The sequence below is a fragment of the Bradyrhizobium sp. SSBR45G genome (genome assembly GCF_030159255.1).
In the GTDB taxonomy this organism is placed as follows: Bacteria; Pseudomonadota; Alphaproteobacteria; order Rhizobiales; family Xanthobacteraceae; genus Bradyrhizobium.
In genome coordinates this window covers 1-16680 of record NZ_BSCT01000010.1, presented here as the reverse complement: position 1 = coordinate 16680, position 16680 = coordinate 1, and the positions used below count along the sequence as shown (strand labels likewise).

The window sequence follows — 16680 nt, the reverse complement described above, 5'->3', positions numbered from 1 at the left end:
CGCCGACTCACATCAACAAATCAATCAGGTGCGGCAGCAGCGGAATGTCCGCCGGCGGCATCGGATAGTCGCGCAGCTTGTTCGGCCGCACCCAGGCCAATTGCTGGCCCTCGCGCGCGACCACCTGACCCTCCCAGCGCCGGCAGATGTAGAGCGGCATCAGCAAATGGAACGTCTCATAGGCGTGGCTCGCGAAGGTCAGCGGCGCGAGGCACGCTTCGCGCACGGTGATGCCGAGCTCCTCGTCGAGCTCGCGGATCAGGCTGGCTTCGGGCCGCTCGCCGGGCTCGAGCTTGCCGCCGGGAAACTCCCAGAGACCGGCGAGCGTCTTGCCGGGCGGCCGCTGCGCCAGCAGCACGCGGTTGTCGGTGTCGATGAGCGCGCAGGCGACCACCAGAGTGAGCTTCAGGTCGGGCATGGATCGGCAAGGCTGTTGGCGAATATACGCAGCGTTAACCCATTCGACCGATCGCCGCAAATCTACGGAACGCGATGGAAGCCTATGGAAACGCCGCAAGCGGCCCTTAACCGCGACGCCGCAATATGAGTTCCATCCTCTCTTGGCGGGCTCATCGGATGCATTGGCTGCTGGATCATCTTCGACGTTTCGGCCACGACCAGCGTGGCAACATCGCGATCCTCTTCGCCATCACCTGTGTGCCGGTGCTGGCCTTCGTCGGTGCCGGGGTTGACTATTCCATGGCCAACCGGCTGCGGGCCAAGCTGCAGCTGGCCATCGATGAAGCCGTGCTGGCCGGTGTCGCGGCCGGAAAGGCCGCGCTGGATTCAGGGGCCAGCCAGGCCTCGGCGATCGCCAAGGCCCAGGCTGCGGCGTCCTCCTTCTTCGCCGGCAACACGGCCGGGATCAGCGCCACACCGACCATCACTTTCACGGCCAGCGGCCGCACCCTGTCCGGCGTCGGATCGACGACCAGCGTCATGAACACCTCCTTCATGCGGCTGGTCGGCTTCCCGACCATGACTCTGTCTGCCCAGTCGACCTCATCGGCCACGATGCAGCCCTATCTGAACGTCTATCTGCTGGTCGACATCTCGTCGTCCATGCTGCTGCCGGCAACGCAGGCCGGCATCACCCAGATGAACAACGGGACCGGCTGCACGCTGGCCTGCCACGAGACGACGGACGGCACCGACTCCTACAGCTATGCGCTGAAGAACAACGTGCTGCTGCGCTACCAGGTGGTCAATCAGGGGGTGCAGAATCTGCTGACCTATCTGAACAGCAGCTCCGTCTACAAGAACTACGTCAAGGTCGGCCTGTGGTCGTTCGACAACCAGCTCACGCAGATGTCGCCGCTGACCTCGAGCTTCACCTCGGTCGCGAACAATTTTCCGGCGCCGGGGCTTGCTTATAATGACGCGGCGGCCGCCACGCCGTTCGACAGCCTGATCAGCAGCTTTGTCGCCAGCGTCGGGACTGGCGGCGACGGCTCAACCTCGGGCAGTCCGCAGAAGATGGTGATCATCGCAACCGACGGCGTCAATGATCCGACGCGCGCCTGGACCTCCCAGACCTCGCTGCGATCGCAGGTGCGCGTGTTCAACACCAGCTTCTGCAACACCTTCAAGAGCAACGGCGTGACGATCGCGATCATCAATACGCCCTATTACCCGATGACTTGGGATTGGGGGTACAACGCGACGCTCGGCCAGCCCGGCAGCCTCGGCGGCGCCACCCGCGTCGACGACATCCCGATCGCGCTGAAATCCTGTGCCGGCAGCAACTTCATGATCGCCTCCGACGTCGCGACGATCCAGAACTCGTTCACCACCCTGTTCAACAAGGCCTCGCCGGTCCGGCTGACGAACTGACGGCCCCGGTATCCCGCGCGGCCGGCGGTCATCGCGGACGCGATGAATGCGCTGTTCAAGAAGGCTGTCGCGGCCGCGCGTATTGCAGGTTGATCGCTGCCGGGATGCAATCGGCAGAATGGATTGATCTCAAGTGCTACAAGCGATAACATTACGCTCTGTAACTGGGAGGAGGAGCGTAATGATCAAGATTGCGACGCTGTCGTTCATAATGCTTGTGACGTTCTCGGCAGGGGCTTCAGCCGCCGATTGCGTCGTGCCGCCGATCCGGACCTTGGAGAACCAGACCGTCCAAGGCCATATGTATGCGAAACCCGGCAAGCGCTGCAGCATCACCGTTCTGGGCTCGCGCGGGCCGATGTATAGCGCGCGCTTGCTGGCCGCCCCGAGCCACGGCGCGGTCGCGGTCCGGGGGCATCACGTCGTCTATGTCTCGAAGCCCGACTTCGTCGGCGAAGATCATTTCGCGTACGTCCGGCAAGGGGCGGATGCGCTCAACCGGCCGGTGACCAAGGGCGTCGAGGTCACCGTCCACGTCGGCCAGCAGCTTTGAGTTCGGTCAGGACCTGTAGTCGCCGTTGATCGCGACATACTCCTTGGTCAGGTCGCAGGTCAGCACGCGGTCGCGGCCCTTGCCGAGGCCGAGTGCGACCTTGATCTGGATGGTCTGCGCCTTCATCGCCTCCGAGACCTCGTTCTCGTCATAGGACGGATCGCGCGCGCCCTTCGACGCGACGCGGATGCCGTTGAAGGAGATCGACAGTCTGTCGCGATCGGCCGGCTCGCCGGCCTTGCCGACAGCCATGACGACGCGGCCCCAATTGGCGTCCTCGCCGGCAATCGCGGTCTTCACCAGCGGCGAGTTGGCGATCGACATCGCGATCCTGCGCGCCGAATGCTTGGTCTTGGCGCCCTCGACGATGATCTCGACCAGCTTGCGGGCGCCCTCGCCGTCGCGGGCGACCTGCTCGGCGAGATCGGCCAGCACGGCGTTGAACGCCTTGACGAAGGCTTTCGCGCGCGGGTCGCTGGCGCGGCTGATTTTCGGCGCGCCCTTGGCCGCGGCAGCCCCCGTCGCAAAGGCGAGCAGCGTGTCGGAGGTCGAAGTGTCGCCGTCGATCGTGACCGCGTTGAAGGTGTCCTCGACGCCGGCCTTGAGCAGCGCCTGCAGCGCGGGCGCCGTGATCGGCGCGTCGGTGAAGATGAAGGACAACATCGTCGCCATGTCCGGCGCGATCATGCCGGCGCCCTTGGCCATGCCGTTGATCGTCACCTTGGCCTTGCCGAGCTTGACGGTCGCGGTCGCCACCTTCGGGAAGGTGTCGGTGGTCATGATCGCGCGCGCCGCGCCCATCCAGTCTTCCGCTTCAGCGGTGCCGGCGAGGCCCTCCAGCACGCCGTCGAACTTGGTGGCATCGAGCGGCTCGCCGATCACGCCGGTCGAGGCGAGGTAGATCTCGTCCTGCTTGCAGCCGACCGCCTTGGCGGCGATCGCCGCGGTCAGTGCCGTCGACTGCTTGCCGGTCTTGCCGGTGAAGGCATTGGCGTTGCCGGAATTGACCACCAGCGCGCGCGCCTTGCCGCCCTTCAGCTTGGCGCGGCACCATTCGACCGGGGCGGACGGGCATTTGGATTTCGTGAACACGCCGGCGACTGTGGTGCCGGGATCGAGCAGCGCCAGCAGCACGTCGGTGCGGTTCTTGTAGCGGATGCCGGCCGCCGCGGTCGCGAGCTTGACGCCGGCAATCGCCGGCATGTCGGGAACGTCGGTCGGGGCGAGCGGGGAGACGGCTGAGGACATCGAGGGCTTCCGGCAGGAATGGGCGGGAAGCGCTCTGTATCATCTCGATCTTCGCTATGGGAGAGGCTGCCTCCAAACCCTCAACTGTCATCCCGGCGAACGCCGGGATCCATAACCACAGGGTTCAGTTTGAGCCGCGGCACGGGCCGCCCGCCCTTTCCCAACATCACGCGGTATGGGTCCCGGCGCGGAGGCCGGGACGACACCTTTTGTGAAGCGGCGGTGACGGCCGTCTAACGACCTACTTCTTCGCCGGCTCAGCCGGCTTCGCGTCCGCCGGCTTGGCGGCGTCAGTACCCGCGGGCTTGTCCAGGCGCTCGATCTTGGCCGCCTCGCGCAGCTTGCCGACGTAATCGGCCTGGGCCTTGCGGGTCACGTAGGTCTCGATCTGGCTCTTGACCTGGTCGAACTCCGGCGGCTTGCGGTTGCGCTTTTCCTCGACCTTGATGACGTGCCAGCCGAACTGGGTCTTCACCGGATCGGAGATCTTGCCTGGCTCCATCGCGAAGGCGACGTTGGCGAATTCCGGCACCATCTGCTCCTTGGTGAAGAAGCCGAGGTCGCCGCCGTCGGAGGCGCCGGGATCCTTGGACTTCTTCTTGGCGAGCTCTGCGAAATCCGCGCCCTTGGCGAGCTCGGCCTTGACGGCCTTGGCCTCGTCCTCGGTCTCTACCAGGATGTGGCGGGCGTGCACCTCCTGCTCGCCGCCGATCTGCTTGGAGGCTTCTTCGTAGACCTTCTTCATCGCGTCCGGCGAGGTCGCGGCCTTGCCCTCGCTGGCGAGCAGGCTGTCCATCAAGAGGCGGCTGCGGGTGAAGGCGAGGCGCTTCTTGAAATCCTCGCTGTCGGCGACCTTCTTGTCCTCGGCCGCCTTGGCGACGAGCTTCATGTCGATCAGGAACGACAGCACGTTCTCGTCCTTGGACGCCGGGTCCATCTGGGCGAGGCTCGGCCCGAGCTCTTCCTCGGCGAGCGCGACGTCGCTCTTGCGGATCTCGGCACCGTTCACCTTGGCCAGCACCGGGTTGGCATCGTCGGCCGCGCGCACGGGCGCTGCGAGCAGGGACAATGCGAGACTTCCGGCAAGAGCGGTGGCAAGGCCGAAGCGCAGGCCGGCTTTCGTAACCGGGAACGACGTGGTCATGGAAAATCCTTGTCTTGAAGAGGGGGCTCGAGGGGCTTTACCTCTGGGCGGCGGGGACACTCGCCCAATCGCCTTGCCTTGGCAACGCGAAAAGTCTGTCAATTTCGTGAAATCGGCGACAGATTCGGGGTGAACTTGCCGGTGCCGGGCGCCGTTGACAACGTTCCCCCCCAGCCATATCTCTGCCCGATCGCTTCAAGGGCGATAGCGCTTATTTTGCTGCGTTTTTGGCCGTTGAACCCTAGTTTGCTCGCCTCCCACTCATCTGGCGGACGCCGCCCGGCGCCGAAGTTCGAGCCTGGCGCGGGTGCTGCGGTGCATCACGTCGGGAACAGCAAACCCAAACCATGAGTTACGGCTGCAACGCAGACCTACAGAGGCAGGATTTCAGCAATGATCGGCGCGCTCGCCCGTAAGCTTTTCGGCTCAGCCAACGACCGTCGCGTCAAGGGCTACCAGTCCCGTGTCAACGCCATCAACGCGCTGGAGCCGGAGCTGGCCAAGCTGACCGACGATCAGCTGAAGGCGCGGACCGAGGAGTTCAGGAAGCAGCTCGCCGACGGCAAGACGCTCGACGACCTCTTGGTCCCGGCCTTCGCCACCGTCCGCGAGGCCTCCAAGCGCACCCTCGGCCAGCGCCATTTCGACGTCCAGCTGATCGGCGGCATGGTGCTGCACGAGGGCGACATCGCCGAGATGAAGACCGGCGAAGGCAAGACCCTGGTGGCGACGCTGGCGGTCTACCTCAACGCGCTGGCCGGCAAGGGCGTCCATGTCGTGACGGTGAATGATTACCTCGCCCGCCGCGACGCCGGCTGGATGAGCCAGATCTACGGCTTCCTCGGCCTGACCACCGGCGTCATCGTCCACGGCCTCGACGATGCCGAGCGCAAGCAGGCCTATGCCTGCGACATCACCTACGGCACCAACAACGAATACGGCTTCGACTATCTGCGCGACAACATGAAGTACCGGCTGGAGGACATGGTCCAGCGCGGGCACTTCTTCGCCATCGTCGACGAGGTCGACTCCATCCTCATCGACGAAGCGCGCACGCCGCTGATCATCTCCGGTCCGCTCGACGACCGCTCCGAGTTCTACAACACCATCGACACCTTCGTGCCGAAGCTCGACAAGTCCGACTACGACGTCGACGAGAAGCAACGCACGGTGACCCTGACCGAAGCCGGCATGGAGAAGATCGAGACGTTGCTGCGCGACGCCGGCCAGCTCAAGGGCGAGTCGCTCTACGACGTCGAGAACGTCTCCGTCGTCCACCACATCAACCAGGCGCTGCGCGCCCACACGCTGTTCACCCGCGACAAGGACTACATCGTCCGCGACGGCGAGGTCGTCATCATCGACGAGTTCACCGGCCGTATGATGCCGGGCCGTCGCTATTCCGAAGGACTGCATCAGGCGCTCGAGGCCAAGGAGCACCAGCCGGTGCAGCCCGAGAACCAGACGTTGGCCTCGATCACCTTCCAGAACTACTTCCGCATGTATGCGAAGCTCGCCGGCATGACCGGCACGGCCGCCACCGAGGCCGATGAGCTGTTCGACATCTACAAGCTCGAAGTGCTGGAGATCCCGACCAATCTGCCGGTCGCCCGTCTCGACGAGGACGACGAGGTCTATCGGACCCAGCAGGAGAAATACGCCGCGATCCTGGCCGAGATCGAGCGCGCCAATTCGCGGCTGCAGCCGGTGCTGGTCGGCACCGCGTCGATCGAGAAGTCCGAGGTGCTGGCCGCCTATCTCAAGCAGCACGGCTACAAGCAGATCGATTTCGGCAGCGAACGCGCGCTCGACAAGCTTTATGCGGCGGCCCGCGCCGGCAAGCCGGCGAAGCTGTTTGCGGTGCTGAACGCGCGCTTCCACGAGCAGGAAGCCTATATCGTGGCCGAGGCCGGCGTCCCCGGCGCGATCACCATCGCGACCAACATGGCCGGCCGCGGCACCGACATCAAGCTCGGCGGCTCCCTGGATATGCGGCTGCAGCAGGAGACGGCCGGGATCACCGACGAGGCCGAGAAGGCAGCGAAGATCGAGCAGCTCAAGGCCGAGATCGCCAGCTTCCGCGAGCTCGTGCTGAAGGCCGAGGAGACGGTCGAGATCGAGCCGGCCAAGGGCTCGCGTCCGGCCAAGACCGTGACCAAGCCGGGCGGCCTCTACATCATCGGCTCCGAGCGCCACGAATCCCGCCGCATCGACAACCAGCTGCGCGGCCGCTCCGGCCGCCAGGGCGATCCCGGCCGGTCGAAGTTCTTCCTGTCGCTGGAAGACGATTTGATGCGCATCTTCGGCTCCGACCGGCTCGACAGCATGCTGACCCGCCTCGGCCTGAAGGAAGGCGAGGCCATCATCCATCCCTGGATCAACAAGGCGCTCGAGAAGGCGCAGCAGAAGGTCGAGGCGCGCAACTTCGATATCCGCAAGAACCTCTTGAAGTTCGACAACGTCCAGAACGACCAGCGCAAGGTGATCTTCGACCAGCGCGTCGAGCTGATGCAGGACGACAGCGTGGTCGAGACCATCACCGACATGCGTCACGCCTTCGTTGACGATCTCGTCAGCAAGCACGTGCCCGAGCATGCCTATGCCGAGCAGTGGGACGTGGCGGGCCTGAAGGAGGAGCTGAAGCGCGTGCTCGACCTCGATTTGCCGGTCGAGGACTGGGCCAAGGAAGAGGGCATCGCCGACGAGGAGCTGCTCAAGCGCATCGAGACCCATGCCGACGAGCGCATGGCCGCCAAGGTCGCGCAATGGGGCCCCGACGTGATGCGCTACGTCGAGAAGACCATCCTGCTGCAGACGCTCGACCATCTCTGGCGCGAGCATCTGATCATGCTCGACCATCTGCGCCAGGTGATCGGCCTGCGCGGCTATGGCCAGCGCGATCCGCTGCAGGAGTACAAGTCCGAGGCGTTCACGCTGTTCGAGGCCATGATCGCGCATCTGCGCGAGGCCGTCACGGCCCAGCTGATGCGGGTCGAGATCGTGCCGCCGGAGGAGCAGCAGCCGGTGCTGCCGCCGATGCAGGCCCATCACGTTGATCCCAACACCGGCGAAGACGAAATGGCCTTCGCCAACGTCTCCCTGGTGCCGTCCTCGGCCGCCGCCCCGGTCCCGGCCGAGGCGCGCAACCCGAACGACCCCACCACCTGGGGCAAGATCGGCCGCAACGAGGACTGCCCCTGCGGCAGCGGCAAGAAGTACAAGCACTGCCACGGGCGCTACGCGTAAGCGCGCTGCAATCGTTCGGCTCGCAGTGACGCTGTGGGCCGAGCTGCATCCAAACTTGCAGTGTCGTCCCGGGCAAGCCTGCTGACGCAAAGCGTCAGCGGGCGTCGACCCGGGACCCATACCGCGTGATCTGCCTTGAGGCAGGCGGCGCGTTGAAACGGTCGTGCCCCAAACGGCTCCCGGGGTTATGGGTCCCTGCGTTCGCAGGGACGACACCATTTGCTGGGCGCGATCTCGGCATGCACCCCGCGGATCAGCCCCCTGAACGCACGGATGATAGCGTTTGTTGGCTGAGGTCTCGGCACACCCTCCGCTGTCATCCCGGCGAACGCCGGGATCCATAGCCACCGGCCGACGTGTCGAGGCACGCTGATCGCTCCAGCATGTCGCCTCACACCCGTCGGGAGCAGGGGACGCAGGTCAGCGCACCGCGAGGCGCGCGCGTCGCTGCGATTTACTCTTGCCATGCTGCTTCCAACCCGACGTCCACTGCCGGATGCGCGCCAACGAGCGTTGCAACGTTCCGGTCTCGAGTTCGCCCGAGCACACGGCAGCCGTCAGCGCACCGTTGATCTCGCGGCCGACGTCGGACGTCTGGTCCTCCTCGCTCATCTTGGTGAACATGATGATATCGGCGCCCGCCTTGACCGCGTCCACGGCTGCGCCTGCCGGTGGCTTGGCGTCGAGAATGGCCTTCATGGCGAGGTCATCGGTGATCACCACGCCGTCATAGTGGAGGTCGTGGCGCAGCAGGCGGTCGATCGCGCGCCCGCCGCTCTGGGTTGCAACACCGCCCCACTGGCTGGAATTGGCGAGATGTCCCACCATGATGGCGCCAGCCAGCCCTCGGCGGATGAGCCGCCTATACGGCTTCAGCTCCGCAGGCGCCCAGGTGGCCGTGACGTCGGCAATGCCGGCGTGGCTGTCGGCGGTCGACGAGCCATGCCCCGGAAAATGCTTGAGCGCCGTCAGGACGCGCTGCTTGCGATGCGCCTGGATAAAGGCCGCCGCATAGCGCACGACCGTGCCAGCGTCGCTGCCATAGCTGCGTTGCCGTTGTCCGATGATCGGGTTCGACGGGTTGGTGTTGAGGTCGACCACCGGCGCGAGGTTCACGTTGATGTGCAGCGCCGCAAGCTTCTCGGCGAGAGCCGCGTAAGCCATGCGCGCCGCCGCGACCGAGCCGCGGGCGATCTCCGCCGCCGAAGGCGTCGCCGCAAGGCCAATGTTGGGTCCGAGCCGCTCGACGGTGCCGCCTTCATCGTCGATGGCGATGAAGGGAAGAGCCGCGCATTTGCAGGATCGGATCCGGTCGATCATCCCCACGAGATCATCTCGCGTTCCGACATTGCGGCCGAGGATGACGACGCCGCCGATCAGCCCCTCCTCGAGATCAGCCAGGACCTGCTGAAATCCAGGATCCGATGCCTTGGTCCCGAAGAAGCCGGCCATGATCATCGGGCCGACCAGTCGAGAGGTTGCCGGCCTGTCGCTGCAGTCGGCGGCACCCCCAGCCTGACCCGACAGGATCAGGGATGCGAAGACCAGGGAAAGTCGGCCCAATCGTCGGAGCATGGCGGTCCCTGGCAGCCGTTTCGGTGACTGGCTCGTATGCGCCGGTTCAGATCACGCCGCCGACGGAAGCGGCTCAGATCGTGGCCAAGTTGTCGACGCGCGCACCGTCTGCGATCGTCCGCGGCGCCGCGTTGAGCTGCTCGATGGCGAAGCCCGCGGCCTTCTTGTAGCCGGCCATGAAGGCGTCGCGCTCGGCCGGCGAAATCACCGCGTTGATATCAGTGAACTTGCCGCCGCAACGCTCGTCGACCAGGTTGAGCAACCCGAACGGGCCGGCGCCGCGGTTGCGCAGGATGACCTGCGAGATCGGGCCGCACAGTTTCTCGTCATAGGCCGCGAGCGCCGCCGGTGTGACGCCATGCGCCAGCAGCGAGGCGCCGAGCACGCGGGCGTCGACGATCGCCTGGCTCGCGCCGTTCGAGCCGGTCGGATACATCGCATGCGCGGCGTCGCCCATCAGCGCGACCGGGCCGTCGACCCAGGTCGGCACCGGATCGCGATCGATCATCGGGTTCTCATAGGCGCCGTCGGCGCCTTTGATCAGCGCGGGCACGTCGAGCCAGTCATAGGTCCAGCCCGCGAAATGATGCGCGAACTCGGCAACCGGCACCTGGCGGAACCAGCCGGTCTGCTTCCAGCCCTCGGTGTTGTCCATCGTGACTTCGGCGATCCAGTTGATCAGCGCGAGGCCCGTCGTCGGATCGGGATGGGAGATCGGATAGACCACGACGCGATGGCGATGGGTGCCGAGGCCGACGAAGGACGATCCGGTCCGCATCGGCTTCGCCCAGGTGACACCGCGCCACATCACAGCGCCGCCCCAATGGATCGGCGGCTGCGCCGGGTGCATTTGGGCGCGGATCGCCGAGTGGATGCCATCGGCACCGATCAGCAGCCGCCCGCGCTGCTCGGATCGCGACCCATCGGCATGCTCGATGCGGGCGGTCACCGTGCCATCGGAATTCTTCTCATAGCCCGTGACGCGGCTGGCGAGCCGCACCGTCCCGGCGCCGGCGCGCTGCACCACCCGGCTGTGCAGCAGCATGTGCAGCTTGCCGCGATGCACGGCATATTGCGGCCAATTGTAGCCGGCGAGCAGCCCGCGGGTCTCGGAATAGATGTCGTTGCCGTTCAGTCCCACCAGCGCCCACTCCTTGGCGGGTACGCCGACCTGATCGAGATCCTCAGCCGATATGCCGAGGTCATACAGCTCGCGCACGGCATTGGGCTGCAGGTTGATGCCGACCCCGAGCGGCCGCATCTCGCGCACGCTCTCATAGACGACGCAGGGCACGCCGATCTGCTGCAAGGTGAGCGCGGTCGCCAAGCCGCCGATGCCGCCGCCGGCGATGATGACAGGAAGGTCGGTCATGGGCATGGTCCGTCGCACGTGAACTCGAAAGCAGAACGCGAAGAATGGACCAGGGGAATGAGGCACGGCGCGCGCCGCGCGTGCGGATCGCTCCCCTCGATCCTTGGCCAGCATTGTCCGCTGGTCTGACGAAAGAGGCCTAGTTCAGAAGCCCGGCGGAGACAAGGGGAATGGGCTTGCCGCGCGGGTATGATAGGCTGGCGCGATGTGGCACCGATCTCTCATCCTCTGTCTGTCCCTGCTGCTCTCCTGCCTCGGGAGCCGCGCCATGGCCTTTGACATCGAAGCCCACCGTGGCGGCCGTGGGCTGTTTCCGGAGAACACGCTGCAGGCCTTCACGGCTGCTCTGGCCATGGGCGTCGACACGCTGGAGCTCGACACCGGGGTCACGCATGACGGCGTGCTGGTGGTCTCGCACGAGCGGCGGCTCAATCCCGATCTCGCCCGTGATGCGTCCGGCAACTACGTCGCGCCGCCCGGCCGCCCCCTGCTGGAGCTGTCGCTGGCCGAGGTGCAGTCCTACGATGTCGGTCAGATCAGGCCGGGCAGCGACTACGCCAAGCAGTTTCCCGATCAGAAGGTCCTGTCCGGCGATGTGCCGCCGCCGCGGATTCCGACCCTGAAGGAGGTCATCGATCTCGTGCGCCGCTCGGGCAACGCGCAGGTGCGGCTCAACATCGAGACCAAGCTCGATCCCGATCATCCCGACGAGGCGCCAGATCCGGAGCGTTTCGTCACCGTGCTGCTCGATCTGATCAGGGCCGAGCATTTCGCCGATCGTGTGATGATCCAATCGTTCGACTGGCGCACCCTGCAGCTGGTGCGGCAGCGCGTGCCCGAGATTCCGACCGTCTATCTGACGATCCAGCGTGGCAGGTCGCCCAACGTGTCACTGACGGATGCGACGCACTGGACCGCCGGCTTCAACCCCGCCGATCACGGCGGTTCGCTGCCGCGCACGATCCACGCCGCCGGCGGCAAGGTGTGGTCGCCGTATTTCGCCGACGTCACGCCGGAGCTGATCGGCGAAGCCCATGCGCTCGGACTCAGCGTCGTGGTCTGGACCGTCAACAAGCCGGAGGACATGGCGCGGCTGATGGACATCGGCGTCGATGGCATCATCTCCGATCGGCCGGACCTGTTGCGCAAGGTTGCGGTCGACAAGGGCGTGGTCCAGCCGAGCGGACTTCTGCTGAAGCCAGCGGCTTCGAAGTGAATGACGCCTCGCGGAGCCTGCTAGTGGCAGGGCTATCGCATCTCGAGACTTGGGTTGTCGCGACGAACCAATCCGGCAGTTAGTTACTCCGTCATGCCCGGGCTTGTCCCGGGCATCCACGTGGTTCTCAGTGTGCCGAACGGCGTGGATGGCCGGGACAAGCCCGGCCATGACGACGTGGAAACGGACGAGCGCACCATCCCGATCGTCAATAGCCCTGCCGCAAGCGGGAGGTGCAGAGCTCGCAGGCGTTGCGAACGATCACTATACGAGCGCAAGTGATCTTGCGGCTTCTCCCTATCACCCCATCACCACCTCGTGCCGGATCACGAACGGCGCCAGCAGCGTGTGCACCTCGTTCGCGATCGCCTCGCGGCTCTCCGCCGGCACGTTGCGCAAGGTGACCGTGGCGATGCTGCCGTGGCTGCCATGCGGGCCGACCTTGACGCTGCAGTCGATGCCGCGATCGGTGAGCTGCTTCAGCACGCCCGCGAACACGCGTGTCGCCGCGTCCCAGCGCAATTGCGGCTTGAACACCTTGCCCACCCCCGTCACCGGCATCGGGTCGATCGGAATGATCTGCACCGGCACCGCGGCGCGCTCCGGCGTGCGGGCGCGCACCCAGTCCTCGAGCTCGCCCGGCTGCACTGACGCGCCCGGCTTGAGCTGGACATAGCCGATCGGCAGCTCGCCGGCATAGGCGTCGGGCTGGCCGACCACCGCGGCGAAGCCGACGGAAGGATGCTGGAACAGGATCTCCTCGATCGGCGCCGGATCGATGTTGTGACCGCCGCGGATCACCAGGTCCTTGGCGCGGCCGGTGATCCACAGGAAGCCGTCGGCATCGAGCCGGCCGAGATCGCCGGAGTTGACCCAATGTCCCTGGACGAAGGCGCCCTTGTTGTGGGCGTCGTCGAGATAGCCCGTGAACACGCCGGGTCCGGCCATGATGACGACGCCGATCTCGTCCGCCGCGCAGTCGCGCTCGTAAGCTCCGTCAGCATCGAGCCTGACGATGCGCACCTGAGCATAGGGCAGCGGCAGCCCGACCGAGCCGAGCCGGATCGGCTGGTCGGGATAGGCCATGGTGTGGACGCTCGCGGTCTCGGTCATGCCGTAGACCTCGACGACGGGCAGCTTGAGCCGGTCCATGATCGCCTGTCCCACGGCGACTGGAATGGCGGAGCCGCCGCCCGCGGCATAGCGCAGGCTGGAAATATCCGCGTTGCCAAGCGGCACGGCGAGGGTCGCCGCCAGCACGGTCGGCACGCTCGACAGCGTCTCCGGCTTGAAGCGCTCGACCAGGCCCCAGATGTTGCGCACGGCATTCGGGTTGCGCCAGCCTGCGCCGGAGAGCACGACGAGGCTGCCGCCGGCGGACAGGGTCTGCAGCGCCTGCGTCAGCGAGCCGCCGACATGGAACAGCGGCATGCCGAACAGCAGCGTGGCGCCCGGCTTGGCCTTCAGCACCAGGTTGATGCCCCAGGCCTGGTAGACCTGGTTGCCATGGCTGTGCCGCACCAGCTTCGGCGTGCCGGTGGTGCCGCCGGTGTGGAAATAGGCCGCGGTATCGCTGGCCTTGATCTGGCGGCCGCTGACGAGGTGGTCGCCCGGCTGCGGCTTGATCAGGTCGGCCCAGGCATGGATGCCGCTGGCCGGGTCACCGCCGCCGCCATGGACCTGCACGATCGCCTTGAGGTGCTTGAGGCTGCCACGCACCTTCTCGACCTTCTGCCAGATGTCGGTGCCGGGCAGGGGGCCGAGCGCCACCAGCACCTTGGTCTTGGCGGCGTCGAGGATCTCGGCGATCTGGTGCGGCTCCAGCAGCGGGTTGACCGGGTTGGCGATGCCCGCGGCCTCCGCGCCGAACAGTGTCACGAAGGCGTCGGGCACCAGCGGCAGCATGAAACTGACGACGTCATCGGGACCAACGCCGAGCGCATGAAACATGTTGGCGGCCTGTGTCACCCTGGCAACGAGGTCGCGATAGGTGATCACGACCGGCGTGTCGGCCGGATCGGCATTCTGCAGAAACTGAATCGCCGGCGCGTCGGGATTGGCCGATGCGCCGCACTTGAGCGCCTCATACGTGCTCTGCGCGGCGATGCGTTCGTTGTACGGCGTCTGCTCGAAGGTGCGGATGTCAGCCGTGCTGGCGAATGTCGGATAATCGCTGCCGATGGCGCGATCGAGCAAATGAATGCCCATAGCCCGTCCTCCCTGTGTCGTGTCCTCGTCCGGCCGGACATGGTTCAGCCGGTGATCGCGCGCGGGCTCTCGGGCCCGTTCGTCGCGATCGTCAGGTGACAGGATGAGGGAGGATTCGTCTTGCGTCCATCCCGGCGTTGCCGGGTCTGCGGACCCATTTGCCGCAGGCGGGGTTCGCGGGTGAAGGCCTTTGGTGCGATGCAAAGTGTCGCAGCGAATTCCGCGTCATTGCGAGCGCAGCGAAGCAATCCAGAGTCCCGCCCACCACCCTGGATTGCTTCGCTGCGCTCGCAATAACGGGAGGATGGAGTTCGGTCCTGAATGTCGATGGCGCAGCGCGTCTTCAGCTCGCCGCGTCGATCAGGTTTTCCAACAGCCGCTTCAGCTCGCCGGTGGCCTTGTCGCCGTAGTTCTCCAGGATGTGCGCCTCCTGGCTGGCGGCGAGCGAGTTCAGCCGCTTGCACAGCGCCTTGCCGTGGTCGCTGATGAACATCAGCACCTTGCGGCGGTCATGGGCGTCCTGGCGGCGGTACACCAGCGAGTCCGACACCATGCGGTCGATCATCTTGGTCAGGGTCGGATGGTTGAGCAGCACGGCGTCGGCGAGATCGCCCATCGAATGCCCCTCGCCGTCGGACAGCACTTTCAGGATGCGCCATTGCTCGACGGGCACGCCCTCCGTGCTCAGGCGTGTCTCCAATTGCCGGTTGATCTCCCGGTTGGCTTGCGCGAGCAGGTAGGCGAGATGTTCGGTGAGGGGGGTGTTGGGATGGGGCGGTTTGGCCACGGTGAACTTCGCTTGCGGGTCCCGATTGAATGATTGTCCGGCAGTTGCTGCCCGATCTATATGCATCCCAATTCTTGAACATTCAACATTTTCGAATAGGATATTTGCCGAATGCGTGCTGATTTTGACGGCGTATGACCGCCGGCCCACAGTGTCGGGCCAACCATGGTTGCGGGCCAAGGAGTGGGTGTGCTCTCGACAGGATCCGTCACGGCCGGGCGCCTCGGCCTGCCGCCGTCGCTGCTGTTCAGGACCTCGCCGAAGCGGGGCGACCTTCCGTCTCTCGTTCCCTTCGACCCCGACCGTGCCGTGCGGCGCGGCGGCCGCAACAAGCTTCGCATCGGCAATTTCATCACCTTCTCCGGCTCGCCCGGCATCTGGGGGCCGGCAGCGACCAACAGCGCGCTGCTGGCGGTGTCCGAGATCAACCGCAGCGGTGGCATTCTCGGCCGCGAGATCGAATTGTCGTTCTACGATTCCGGCGGGCCCGTCGACGAGGTGATCACGCGCGCCCGGGATGCGCTCGATTTTGAGGACATCGACGTCGTGATGGGCTCGCATATCAGCGCCGTCAGGCTGGCGCTGCGCCGGCTCACGCGCGGCCGCATTCCCTATGTCTACACGCCGGTCTATGAGGGCGGCGAGCGCACGCCCGGCGTGATGGCGATCGGCGAGACGCCGCACAGCCAGACCCGCCCCGCCATTCACTGGCTCTCGGAGAACAAAGGTGCCAAGCGCTGGTACCTGATCGGCAGCGACTATGTCTGGCCGTGGCAGTCGCACCGTTCGATCAAGACCTACATCACCGACGCCGGCGGCCAGGTGGTCGGCGAGGAGTTCGTCCCCGTGGGCGAGGACGATCACGAGGCGCATCTGGCCCGCATCCGCGCCGCCCGGCCCGACGTCGTGCTGATCTCGCTGATCGGCACCGACAGCATCACCTTCAACCGCGCCTTCGGCGAATCGGGCCTGGCCGCGACCACGCTGCGGCTGGCCGGCGCGATGGACGAGACGGTGCTGCTCGGCATCGGCGCCGACAACACCGAGAACCTGTATTCGGCCTCGGGCTATTTCAGCTGCATCGGCTCCAATGCGAACGACGCGTTCGTGAGCCGCTACACCGCGATGTTCGGCGCCGCTGCGCCGCCGGTCGGCTCCGTCGGACAGTCGAACTATGAAGGCCTGCGCTTCCTGAAGGCGGCCGCGGAACGCTCCGGCTCGCTGGCGCTGCGGCCGCTCGCCGCCGCCGGCGGCAACATCGTCTATTCCGGCGCCCGCGGCGAGGTGACGATCCGCCACGGCCGCGCGGGCATGGCCATGCATCTCGCCGCGGCCGACGGATTGGATTTCAGGATCATCCGCACGTTCTGAACGCCGCCACGCAAGTCCATCGAGCGGAGCGCCGCTGCCACCCTCCCCGCAAGGGGGAGGGTCGATCGCACGCGAAGCGGGCGAGCGGGGGGGGGGGGGGGGGTGTTCACCCCCCCCGGCGGCCGGG

General features: G+C 66.0%; 12 protein-coding genes. 5 read left to right on the top strand and 7 right to left on the bottom strand.

What is annotated here, in order from left to right:
• Nucleotides 1-7: 7 nt before the first annotated feature.
• Complete coding sequence (locus QQL87_RS14555) at nucleotides 8-418, bottom strand: (deoxy)nucleoside triphosphate pyrophosphohydrolase (protein ID WP_284422812.1); 411 nt, start codon at nucleotides 416-418, stop codon at nucleotides 8-10.
• 158 nt (nucleotides 419-576) lie between these two features.
• Between QQL87_RS14555 and QQL87_RS14550 the strand changes: the two genes are divergently transcribed.
• Together QQL87_RS14550 and QQL87_RS14545 are read left to right on the top strand one after the other, a co-directional pair.
• The gene (locus tag QQL87_RS14550; protein ID WP_284422811.1) at nucleotides 577-1833 is read left to right on the top strand and encodes a TadE/TadG family type IV pilus assembly protein; all 1257 of its coding nucleotides are present in this window, start codon (nucleotides 577-579) and stop codon (nucleotides 1831-1833) included.
• Nucleotides 1834-2014: 181 nt separating this feature from the next.
• Nucleotides 2015-2386 carry a hypothetical protein gene (locus QQL87_RS14545; RefSeq protein ID WP_284422810.1) on the top strand — a complete coding sequence of 124 codons (372 nt, stop codon included), beginning with the start codon at nucleotides 2015-2017 and terminating at the stop codon, nucleotides 2384-2386.
• A gap of 6 nt (nucleotides 2387-2392) precedes the next feature.
• On the opposite strand, the gene argJ is transcribed toward QQL87_RS14545, so the two are convergent.
• Together argJ and QQL87_RS14535 are read right to left on the bottom strand one after the other, a co-directional pair.
• Nucleotides 2393-3634: a bifunctional glutamate N-acetyltransferase/amino-acid acetyltransferase ArgJ gene (gene argJ, locus QQL87_RS14540; protein ID WP_284422809.1), complete on the bottom strand. Its 1242-nt coding sequence runs from the start codon at nucleotides 3632-3634 to the stop codon at nucleotides 2393-2395.
• A 241-nt stretch (nucleotides 3635-3875) separates the two neighbouring features.
• A complete protein-coding gene (locus QQL87_RS14535; protein ID WP_284422808.1) occupies nucleotides 3876-4778 on the bottom strand; it encodes a peptidylprolyl isomerase in 903 nt (300 codons plus the stop codon).
• Between the two features lie 393 nt (nucleotides 4779-5171).
• Here QQL87_RS14535 and secA point away from each other — a divergent pair, with 393 nt between their 5' ends.
• Complete coding sequence (gene secA, locus QQL87_RS14530; RefSeq protein WP_284422807.1) at nucleotides 5172-8024, top strand: preprotein translocase subunit SecA; 2853 nt, start codon at nucleotides 5172-5174, stop codon at nucleotides 8022-8024.
• Between the two features lie 420 nt (nucleotides 8025-8444).
• On the opposite strand, the gene QQL87_RS14525 is transcribed toward secA, so the two are convergent.
• A complete protein-coding gene (locus QQL87_RS14525) occupies nucleotides 8445-9482 on the bottom strand; it encodes a glycoside hydrolase family 3 N-terminal domain-containing protein (RefSeq protein WP_284422806.1) in 1038 nt (345 codons plus the stop codon).
• 190 nt (nucleotides 9483-9672) lie between these two features.
• Nucleotides 9673-10971: a flavin-dependent oxidoreductase gene (locus QQL87_RS14520; protein WP_284422805.1), complete on the bottom strand. Its 1299-nt coding sequence runs from the start codon at nucleotides 10969-10971 to the stop codon at nucleotides 9673-9675.
• 268 nt (nucleotides 10972-11239) lie between these two features.
• Between QQL87_RS14520 and QQL87_RS14515 the strand changes: the two genes are divergently transcribed.
• Nucleotides 11240-12187: a glycerophosphodiester phosphodiesterase gene (locus QQL87_RS14515; RefSeq protein ID WP_284422804.1), complete on the top strand. Its 948-nt coding sequence runs from the start codon at nucleotides 11240-11242 to the stop codon at nucleotides 12185-12187.
• Nucleotides 12188-12487: 300 nt separating this feature from the next.
• Here QQL87_RS14515 and QQL87_RS14510 read toward each other — a convergent pair whose 3' ends face one another.
• Nucleotides 12488-14395, bottom strand: coding sequence for an acyl-CoA synthetase (locus QQL87_RS14510; RefSeq protein WP_284422803.1), 1908 nt, complete (start codon nucleotides 14393-14395; stop codon nucleotides 12488-12490).
• Between the two features lie 343 nt (nucleotides 14396-14738).
• Nucleotides 14739-15182 carry a MarR family winged helix-turn-helix transcriptional regulator gene (locus QQL87_RS14505; protein WP_284422802.1) on the bottom strand — a complete coding sequence of 148 codons (444 nt, stop codon included), beginning with the start codon at nucleotides 15180-15182 and terminating at the stop codon, nucleotides 14739-14741.
• Nucleotides 15183-15371: 189 nt separating this feature from the next.
• On the opposite strand from QQL87_RS14505, the gene QQL87_RS14500 reads away from it, so the two are divergent.
• Nucleotides 15372-16553: a substrate-binding domain-containing protein gene (locus QQL87_RS14500; protein WP_284422801.1), complete on the top strand. Its 1182-nt coding sequence runs from the start codon at nucleotides 15372-15374 to the stop codon at nucleotides 16551-16553.
• Nucleotides 16554-16680: the final 127 nt, after the last annotated feature.